The sequence below is a fragment of the bacterium genome (assembly GCA_016786595.1).
In the GTDB taxonomy this organism is placed as follows: Bacteria; Bdellovibrionota_C; UBA2361; order SZUA-149; family JAEUWB01; genus JAEUWB01.
In genome coordinates this window covers 76,988-86,011 of record JAEUWB010000011.1, presented here as the reverse complement: position 1 = coordinate 86,011, position 9,024 = coordinate 76,988, and the positions used below count along the sequence as shown (strand labels likewise).

Here is a 9,024-nt window from a genome sequence, read left to right as displayed (position 1 = left end):
TAAAACATTGAAAATTTTTAAAAAATTTCCTTATTTGTTCAATCATATCAAGAAGCTGAGCTGCTGTTAAAATCCTAATTCAAAAGAAGTCTATTTAGCAATAATTTCTTGCAGGATCTTCAGATAAGCCTCTGAGTCCCACGGACGGTCACGCACTATGCGCACCAATGACCTCCCCTCTTCTGTGTCAGCAATTGCCTGCAATCGCCCGTCACGATCAATAATAAACGTTTCGGGGAAGCCCTGCACTCCATAGCGTCTTACAGCTTGATAATCAGGGTCGATTAAGACTGGATAATTAACTGCGTTGGCTTTAATAAAACCCGCTAGTGCTTGAGGGTCAGAATCAACACTGATACTCAGTACTTGGAATTTTTCCGAACCGAGCTTTGTTTGCAACCGGATGAGTGCTGGTATCTCAGCAATGCAAGGCCCGCACCAAGTCGCCCAAAAATTGAGTAAAATTGTTTTACCCGCAAAGGATTGTAATGAACGTGTCTGACCCTGCAGATCTTTCAGTTCGAAGCTGGGGGCCTGCGTGTTAGCAACTAATTCTATTTCTTCAGTGTTCGAGTCTTTGCCGGTGCATGCCGCGAGCAAGCAGATCAGTGGCAACGCTATGCAAACTGCTAAGCGCACAAAAAATTTTGCTGAATAATTACTTAGCAGCTGTCGTGCGGGAATAGCGCTTATTGAAGCGATCAACGCGTCCTGCAGTATCAATCAACTTTTGCTGGCCTGTAAAAAATGGGTGGCAAGCGCTGCAAATTGCAAGCTTAATCTCAGACAAAACTGAGCGTGTCTTAAAAGTATTTCCACAACTGCAAGTCACAGCTGAATCTTGATAATTTGGATGGATATCTGCTTTCATGATTAATTAATCTCTTATTATTTCGAGGCGTGATTCATAGTCGAAAGCCATAATTTTAGCAATAATTGCTATTTTCTCGGGCAAATCACTGCGTAAATAGTTGTATTTATTTATTTTTATCTTTTGCTCACACTCTGCAACAATAGCTCTGATGAAATTAGCAATTAAAATCTGTTTGTATTGCTTTACCCGACTTGGGCGCATGGTCGGCCTGCTTTTTTCCTACTCCTCGAAGCGTGAGTTTCAAATTGCCATCGCACAATTAGATTTTTGCAAAACTTATCTAGCGACAAGTAAAACTACTACTAGCATTGCGCGCGAAAGTTTCATGCATGCCGGCGAAATGGTCGCTGAGGCAATTTGCGGAAAATTAATTCTTAAACCAGGAATCGGCAAATTCACAGTTGATGGACTTGAACATTTTGAGCAAGGAATAAAATCTGGCAAGGCAGTCTTAGCCATGAGTGGGCATCTTGGACCAATTGAAATCCTTGCAGCTTATTTTTCGAAAACTGGCTATAGCGTTGCCCCTGTTTATCGCAAAGCCAATTACAAAATCGCCGATTGGCTGATTCAAAAACTAAGGGACAGTCACAAGCTTGTTTCCATCGGGCGCTCAGGCGTAATCTCGATGAAGCAAATTATTCGCGTGCTGAAATCGCCTTCTCTATTATCCCTACTAATTGACCAAGACATCCAAGCCGAGGCGACATTTGTTCCTTTCTTCGGTAAACTTGCACTTTATCCAAGTTCCCTTGTCGATCTCAGTATTCGCTATGGTAATACACTTTGTCCGATTTTTATCGTGCGCCGAGCTCCACTTGAGTATTACATTCGAATTACAAAAATTGAAATTGACCCAAAGGCACCTGACGCACTAAGTGCTGCAATTTATGCCTATACCGAGAAACTTGAGGAAATGATCCGACTCTATCCTGAGCAGTGGATTTGGTGGCACAGGCGTTGGCGTAGGCGCCCCGGCATTGACTACACAGCGCCTGGCGTATTCCCACGCTCAACGGCAGAATACATCAGTTGGCTTAAATCTGGAGCAAAAGACAGTGAGTAATCGAATTTTTATTTACCTTACAATCATCGCAACGCTTGTTCTGAATAGCTGCGCAATTAAAACTGATTTAACGCAGGCTCGCATGTACGAACAACAGGGAGATTATGAAAAAGCGCGAGCCTACTACCGTACCCACATGGAACGGCGCCTGCGCGACAAAAAACGCCCTGCCGAGGAAAATCCCTACTATTATCTAATCACAATTGGCGACCTCTACCGCAAGGAGAAGCAATACGAACGAGCACTGGGCAGTTACGACGAAGCACGGGCGAATCAAGTTCCGGCTGAACCACTGATTTTTCGCTATCGCGACATCGCCAGTGACATGCAACAGGAAGGTAAATACGATGAAGCAATTGACTTACTGACAATCTATCACGACCTTGACCCCTTGCTTTTTGATGTCGATATCGACCGCGTGCATAAAGCCATGCTCGCTGCTGAAGATCGCAATAAAAGCATCGCAAAATAGCTCGGCTTTAAAAGATTTTCCGCTTTTTCCAAAACTCTAACCCCCTGAAAACATTGGGCCCTACGAGAATCTCGTAGGGCTGATCGAAATAATATTACTTAAGAAAAGTCTGCATTATCCCGAAAGTTATATGTGAGCGAAATAGATTCATTCAGCATGCATTACGCAGCATTCAAAGCTGAGAGTCGGTAACTACGCTCTAATTTAGGTTTTGTGGGTCAGAATTAAAACTCGCTTTTAGGCCTGACTCAAATTAGGAGGTTGAAATGGACCAGAAGAAAAAAACACCTGTGCTTTTAACTGTAAGAGAAGTTGCACAATTACTACGGATTCAACGCCCAAAAGTTTACGAATTGATTCGTGACGGGGCGATCGACGGATTTAAAGTTGGCGCTGACTGGCGAATTCGCTGCGATTCAGTTGAAAACTTAATCGGACCAATCCCAGAAGAGTTTTTCAAGAAAAATCGCGGAGAAGCAGCTGCAGAAGACATGGCTGCAATGGGCAGTGAGCCGACAGCTCAAACTAGTAAAAATTCCTGGTAGACGCAGGATTTACAAATTAAGCGCAAGCTAAAAACCTTGACGCTTAATACTATCTGCAAGTTGAGCAAACTCGTCTAAGCTTAAAGTTTCCGCTCGACGCTGCTCGTCGATTTGAGCCTCCACTAAGGCCGCCTGCAAGGTGGCCTTAGTATTTTGTTGCGTAGCAAAATTAGCATTTCTCACAAAGCTCGACTGCATTAGTGAATTAATTAGAGTTTTTCTTCGCGCTGAAAAAGCCGCACGCACAATCCGTTCAAATACGGCTTCATTTTTGAGCTCAGGATAAGGTTTAGCGCGCATGCGCAGTCGTACAATCTGCGAATCAACTTTTGGAGCAGGCACAAAAACTTCCGGGGAGACCACGCTTCCGGCATCCAGAAATGCGTAGCGTTGAAGAAATACGCTGATTGAGCCGTAGGCTCGTGAGCCAGGCTGAGCGGAAATCCGTTCAACAAATTCGCGTTGCAGTAGAAACACAGCGCCCTCGATATACTCTCGCTGCGTGACTACCCATTCAAGAATCGATGACGAGAGCGAATAAGGCAAATTTCCAAAAAGATAATACTTAGCTTGCGCAGAATCTAGTGTAAGTGGCAAGTTCACATTTCTTACGTCATCGCATATTACGGTTAGATTTCCAAAGCGCTGCCTGAGGTTTGTTGCAAATTCTGGCTCAACCTCAATTGCCGTCAGTATTTTGCGCTGACGAGTACTTACTAATTTACTTAACTTCTCAGTTAATACTCCAAGCCCAGGTCCGATTTCGATCAACTCAGCATCAGCTGAGATTTGTGAAAATTGCAGGAGATCTTCGACAACTTCCGGTTCAATAAGGAAATTCTGCCCCCTGCCCTTAGAGGGCTTAACGCCGAGTCTAGCCAGTAAAGCTTTTACTTCTTGGCGCTGCATTATCTCGCACTCGGCTGGATGAATTCTAAGGCAAGGGACGGTGTTGGTCCTACAGAAAAATCAGGGAATGTTTGCCCAGCAGCTAAAAGATCCAATGCACAGGCTCCGATCATCGCAGCATTATCTGTACACCATTGACGACTTGGAACAATAAATTGCGCAAGCTGCTGCCCAGCCAGAAGCTCAAGTCCAGCACGTAAGGACGGATTTGCCGCAACTCCACCTGTCAAAATAACTTGTCGTGGATGATACTTACGCAACGCCTGCTCAGTTTTATTTAAGAGCGCCGTCACAATTGCAGCCTGTAGAGCAGCTGCTAAATCTGCTTGGTCTTGTCCAGTCAAGCTGCCCCGAATTTCAATTTCACGACGCAGTGCAGTTTTTAATCCAGAAAAACTAAAGCTCGTAGGATCGGCTTTAACGCCAATCGGTAGTGGAACTTTTGCTGCGTTACCTAGTTCTGCGAGTTTAGAAATTTGCGGCCCACCAGGGAATTCAAGCCCCAGTAAAGTTCCGGCTTTATCAAAAGCTTCCCCTGCAGCGTCATCTCGGGTCTGGGCGATTAAATCATAGACACGAAATTTAGATTCCAAAATTAAGGCAGTATGTCCACCAGAGACTAAAAGATAGAGCCGCGGGTAAGAAGCTCTCGAAGCCTCGTATTCAAGATGAATTGCTCTTAAATGACCCTCTAGATGATTGATTGGCAATAATTGTGCGCCAACAGATTTTGCAAAAGTTTTTGCAAACGCCAGACCAATCATTAGGCAAATATTTAGCCCTGGACCATAGGTCACGGCCACGTGGCTAATTTTCTCGGCTTGTACCTGCGCTAGCTTAAATACTTCCTCGACAACAAGTGGTAAATTTTTAAGGTGTTCACGTGCAGCTAATTCTGGAACAACGCCTCCATAGGCCGCATGCAATTTTATCTGCGAAGAGACTACTTCTGCCAGCAAGGAATCACGATACGGACCTGGCTTTGCGGGCATGTCAAAAATAGCCGCAGCACTTTCATCACAACTAGTCTCGATCGCTAAGAGCATGATCAGACTAATACTTTTTTCTAATCCAAAATGGAAGCAGGAGTAGAGATCGGTAATATTATTTTCTTCGGCTTGAACATATACATAACCTTACCCCCTCTTCTCTTTCTTAATTAGCTTGACCTCGATTGAGGACGGGACAAGAGACAATTGCCCACAAAACATGGGGAAGAACAAGATTCAAATCGGGTTTACGCAGGTTCAGCGTTGGCAAACAGACAAGGAGAAGGTCAAGTGCAAGCCTAAGGCTGACACTCTACATGGCCTTCAAATACTCTGCCAATGACTGCTGATCTTCCGCAGTCATCTTGTTGTAATACTCAACCGGACAGCCCAAAGAGCGGCCTTTGGCGAAATGCTCTAGATAATTTTCTGTTGTCCATGAGGCCAGGCGCCCACTGGCTCCCCCTCTAATATCAGGTCCAGGAAGTGGAAAATCTGCCTGCTCCAGATGCTTAACCTGCTCTGCGCTAGGCTTAGCAATTAAAGCTTCCGTAGCAGCATCAATTTCATTTGGTGCAAATAGGTTAGAAACTAGTGTCCATAAACTTGAGCCACTACCACTTGGACCAGCTCCTTGAGCTCCATGACAGAGCACGCACTGAGAAACATTATTGTATAAATATTTCCCGTAGATTTGCTTATTTACAGTTGCCGGAGTTGGCACATAGCCTCGCACTTCTTCATGTCTAGAAAATAGCCCCCAGCGTTTGCGTTCAAAAAACCCAAGTTCGCGTCTTGGAATTTCTCGCTCTACTGCATTGAGACTCAAAAGGTAGACTGTAATTGCCCGCATATCCTGATCGGAAAGCCAGCGATAGCTTAGATGCGCCTCCAGCGACAATGCTCGATCTCCCTTGCCAAGTGAAGAGCGAATTGCGCGCGATATTTCTTCTGGGGTCCAACTGCCTATACCAGTTCCCGTAGCAGGGGTAATATTTGCAGTGACGAGCGGCCCAAATTGATCTTCAAGTACGCGCCCGCCGCTTAGCACTTCATGCACATCTCCACGTGGCAATTGACTGTCGATTGCGGCATGGCACATTCCGCAGGCTGCAGCTGCACGGACCAAATAAGCTCCGCGTTCAAAATATTTCTTTAATTGTGAATCAGAAACAGCTTCAAGCTTGCCATCATTGCTCTTCTCACCATAAATGGTTTTTGCCACTGAATCCCAAAACGACTCGGGATCCTCGTAAATGTCGGGCTTAGCTTCACCACAAGCACTCAGCCAAAAAACGCCGGCAAAAATTAAAAAATACCTTAAATTCAAACAACTACTCTTCAAAGCGTAATGTGACATAGATCGTATTCTGACCACGCTTGATTAAAAGCAAAATCGGTTTCTTCTTTTCCAGTGACTTTGTCGCTTCAGCAAAGTCACTTAAGCTTTTCACAGGAACGCTTCCAACTTCAAGCACTAAATCTCCGCGCTTAATACCAGCTTCCTGGGCAGGAGAATCAGGAGCAACTCCCGCAACAAGTAATCCGATTTCCTCATCCATCCCTAGGGTTCGTGCAATTTCTGGGGTCAGCTCCTGTAGCATCATTCCTAGTTTATTCTCATCAGTAACCGGCTCATTCGTCTGCTTGCCTTCGGCCTTATCTTCAAGCTCACGAATTGTAACCGGAATTTGCAGACGCTTACCTTCTCGAATCACTCCAATCTCGACTTTCTTACCAACGGCAGTATCAGCAACCATTGCAGGCAAATCTTCATTATTACGCACAGGCTTACCGTCAAATTCAACAATCACATCCCCGCGCTTGAAACCAGCATCGGCTGCAGGACTCTTGTCTAAAACATCAGAAACTAGAGAGCCGTCTAGATTTCCAAGTTTTTTAGCTTCAGCGATATCTTCGGAAACTTCCTGGATTAAAACTCCAAGCCAACCGCGGGTAACTTTACCTTTCTGCTTAAGCTGCGTGATAATTTTCTTTACTTCATTGATCGGCAAGGCAAACCCAATCCCGATATTAAAACCGGTCCCAGTAGTCGCAGCTCCCGGGCTATAGATTGCAGTATTAACACCAATCACTTCTCCTTGAGCATTAAATAGCGGGCCACCAGAGTTACCTGGGTTAATTGAAGCATCGGTCTGGATGAAGTCCTCTCGACCAGAACCAAGATTTTTACGCCCCAACGCTGAAACGATGCCAGAAGTAACGGTATGGCCCAAGCGAAATGGATTGCCAATCGCTAACACCCAGTCACCAACTTTCAAGCTTTCCGAATCTCCAAGCACGCATGATTGGAGCTCAGCGTCGGGCTTTTCAATTTTTAAAAGCGCAATGTCTGACTTCTGATCTTTTCCAATTACTTTAGCTTGATAGGTTTTTTTACTGCCCTTAAAATTAACTGTAATTTTTGTCGCATGGTCGACCACATGGAAATTTGTCACAATATAACCATCTGGCGAAATTACAAAACCACTGCCTAAGCTAAATGACTTATTAGAACGACTGCGTGGTAGTGGAAATGGGAATGGAAATGGCAACTCGTCCATGCCTTGGCCGCCAAACTGCAGGCCCTGCGCGTTTGGTGTTTCATCTTTGACTTCGGTTGAAATATTGACAACCCCATCGGCTAATTTTTCAACTAAAGGAGCAAAGCTTGGGATCTGAAACTGAACGTCAGATTTATGCTCCTTACTATCAAGCCAAAATGTGTCTGCGGCAAATGAATTTGCGCTCCAGATACAATTAACTACAGCCACAAGAATAATAAAACTTCTTAAAATACTGATTTTCATAGTCAAATTTAATACACTGTTATTTCGTAAAGCGTTTGACGAAGGCTAAGCGCAAACTATGCAAAACTTCCTCGATCAAAAGCGCCTCATCTGCGCTAAGATTACCCTTAGTCTTTAGATCCAACATCGCAATAATATCAATCAACTCCCGTGCCGCGGCATGATTCGGAGCTTGGACTCCTGTTTGTGGGTTTGGAATTTCTCCCAGTGCGGCCATAGCCTGCGTGGCAATACTGACGATAAAAGAGGAAAAGTCAATTGGTTCGTCAGTGTCGGTCGTGGCAGGCGGAGCTTGGCGCCGTTCACTTTGCAATTTAGCTTCAGTGGCTTGATTTTGGCTTGCTTGTTGAGGAGCGCTAAAATCAGAGCTTAAAACTTCTCCCTCTTTTCTAATTTCTCCGTCTGACGTAAATCTTCTCTTGTCGATGATGCGGACTTCTTCTGGTTTCTCATTAGCCATAGAGAAGTGTTATACTATCGATTCTTTAATCTCTGCAAGGAGTTAGAGTACAATAAATACTCGCGAAAAAATGGATTTTAAAATTACATTACTTGGCACAGGAACATCTACGGGGGTGCCCTTGCCGGGCTGTGCCTGTCGGGTCTGTCAATCAAAGGACCCGCGTGACTGTCGGTTACGCTCTTCAATCCTCATCTCCTGGAAAGAAGAACTGGGAGAATGTCGAGCCCTGGTCGACACCACTCCCGATCTCCGTCAACAGATGCTGCGTTATGATTTTTCGACACTCGATGCAGTGATCTACACTCACACGCATGCCGATCATGTCTTTGGCATTGACGATCTACGTGTATGTAATTTTCACTCAAAAACACCACTGCCAATTTATACGCATCAAAAATCTGTTAGTGAATTGCAGCGGATGTTCTCCTATATCTTCTCCCCAGTCCCCGACTATCCTGGAGCACCGCCACCCCAGGTCGAACTGCATCAAATTGAAATTGGATCAGAGGTCATACTTAAAAACCTAACTCTGCAGACAATCGAAGTAACTCATGGTCAGCTACAAATCATGGGACTACGAATTGGAAATTTCGCCTACATGACCGATTGTTCTGCCGTCCCTGCACATACTCGCGAAGCGCTCCAAGGAATTTCGATACTCGTTGTAGATGGCTTACGTCATCGCCCACATCCAACACACTTTACAATCGAGCAAGCAACTGAATTTGCCATGTCTTTAGGACTGAAAAAGGCCTATCTCACGCATCTCTCACATGATGCCTTGCATGCTGAAACTTCAGAAAAACTTCTAAACCAGACCAATGGTGTAGTTGAACTGGCCTGGGATGGGTTAGTGATTGACGGTAGCACCTAGAAAGTTTGCAATACGAGAGAGC

At 44.9% G+C, this 9,024-nt stretch carries 11 protein-coding genes; 4 read left to right on the top strand and 7 right to left on the bottom strand.

The window, feature by feature from the left end:
* Positions 1 to 90: 90 nt before the first annotated feature.
* A complete protein-coding gene (locus JNK13_02870) occupies positions 91 to 639 on the bottom strand; it encodes a TlpA family protein disulfide reductase (protein MBL7661674.1) in 549 nt (182 codons plus the stop codon).
* Positions 640 to 658: 19 nt separating this feature from the next.
* On the bottom strand, positions 659 to 871 hold the full coding sequence (rpmE, locus tag JNK13_02865; protein ID MBL7661673.1) for a 50S ribosomal protein L31: 213 nt from the start codon (positions 869 to 871) through the stop codon (positions 659 to 661).
* Between the two features lie 151 nt (positions 872 to 1,022).
* Here rpmE and JNK13_02860 point away from each other — a divergent pair, with 151 nt between their 5' ends.
* The 3 genes from JNK13_02860 to JNK13_02850 all read left to right on the top strand — a co-directional run bounded on the left by JNK13_02860 (position 1,023) and on the right by JNK13_02850 (position 2,957).
* On the top strand, positions 1,023 to 1,940 hold the full coding sequence (locus tag JNK13_02860) for a lysophospholipid acyltransferase family protein (protein MBL7661672.1): 918 nt from the start codon (positions 1,023 to 1,025) through the stop codon (positions 1,938 to 1,940).
* A complete protein-coding gene (locus JNK13_02855; GenBank protein MBL7661671.1) occupies positions 1,933 to 2,412 on the top strand; it encodes a tetratricopeptide repeat protein in 480 nt (159 codons plus the stop codon). The genes JNK13_02860 and JNK13_02855 overlap by 8 nt, the downstream gene beginning before the upstream one ends.
* 266 nt (positions 2,413 to 2,678) lie before the next feature.
* On the top strand, positions 2,679 to 2,957 hold the full coding sequence (locus tag JNK13_02850) for a helix-turn-helix domain-containing protein (GenBank protein ID MBL7661670.1): 279 nt from the start codon (positions 2,679 to 2,681) through the stop codon (positions 2,955 to 2,957).
* Positions 2,958 to 2,984: 27 nt separating this feature from the next.
* Here the strand turns inward: JNK13_02850 and rsmA are convergent, their stop codons facing one another.
* The 5 genes from rsmA to JNK13_02825 all read right to left on the bottom strand — a co-directional run bounded on the left by rsmA (position 2,985) and on the right by JNK13_02825 (position 8,125).
* Entirely contained in the window at positions 2,985 to 3,866 is an 882-nt protein-coding gene (gene rsmA, locus JNK13_02845; protein ID MBL7661669.1) for a ribosomal RNA small subunit methyltransferase A, read from the bottom strand.
* A complete protein-coding gene (gene tsaD, locus JNK13_02840) occupies positions 3,866 to 4,912 on the bottom strand; it encodes a tRNA (adenosine(37)-N6)-threonylcarbamoyltransferase complex transferase subunit TsaD (protein MBL7661668.1) in 1,047 nt (348 codons plus the stop codon). The genes rsmA and tsaD overlap by 1 nt, the downstream gene beginning before the upstream one ends.
* Positions 4,913 to 5,168: 256 nt before the next feature.
* Complete coding sequence (locus tag JNK13_02835; GenBank protein MBL7661667.1) at positions 5,169 to 6,215, bottom strand: hypothetical protein; 1,047 nt, start codon at positions 6,213 to 6,215, stop codon at positions 5,169 to 5,171.
* Complete coding sequence (locus tag JNK13_02830; GenBank protein ID MBL7661666.1) at positions 6,190 to 7,665, bottom strand: Do family serine endopeptidase; 1,476 nt, start codon at positions 7,663 to 7,665, stop codon at positions 6,190 to 6,192. Before JNK13_02830 ends, JNK13_02835 begins: the two co-directional genes overlap by 26 nt.
* Before the next feature lie 19 nt (positions 7,666 to 7,684).
* On the bottom strand, positions 7,685 to 8,125 hold the full coding sequence (locus tag JNK13_02825; protein ID MBL7661665.1) for a DUF1844 domain-containing protein: 441 nt from the start codon (positions 8,123 to 8,125) through the stop codon (positions 7,685 to 7,687).
* Between the two features lie 70 nt (positions 8,126 to 8,195).
* Here JNK13_02825 and JNK13_02820 point away from each other — a divergent pair, with 70 nt between their 5' ends.
* A complete protein-coding gene (locus tag JNK13_02820) occupies positions 8,196 to 9,002 on the top strand; it encodes an MBL fold metallo-hydrolase (GenBank protein MBL7661664.1) in 807 nt (268 codons plus the stop codon).
* Positions 9,003 to 9,024 lie beyond the last annotated feature (22 nt).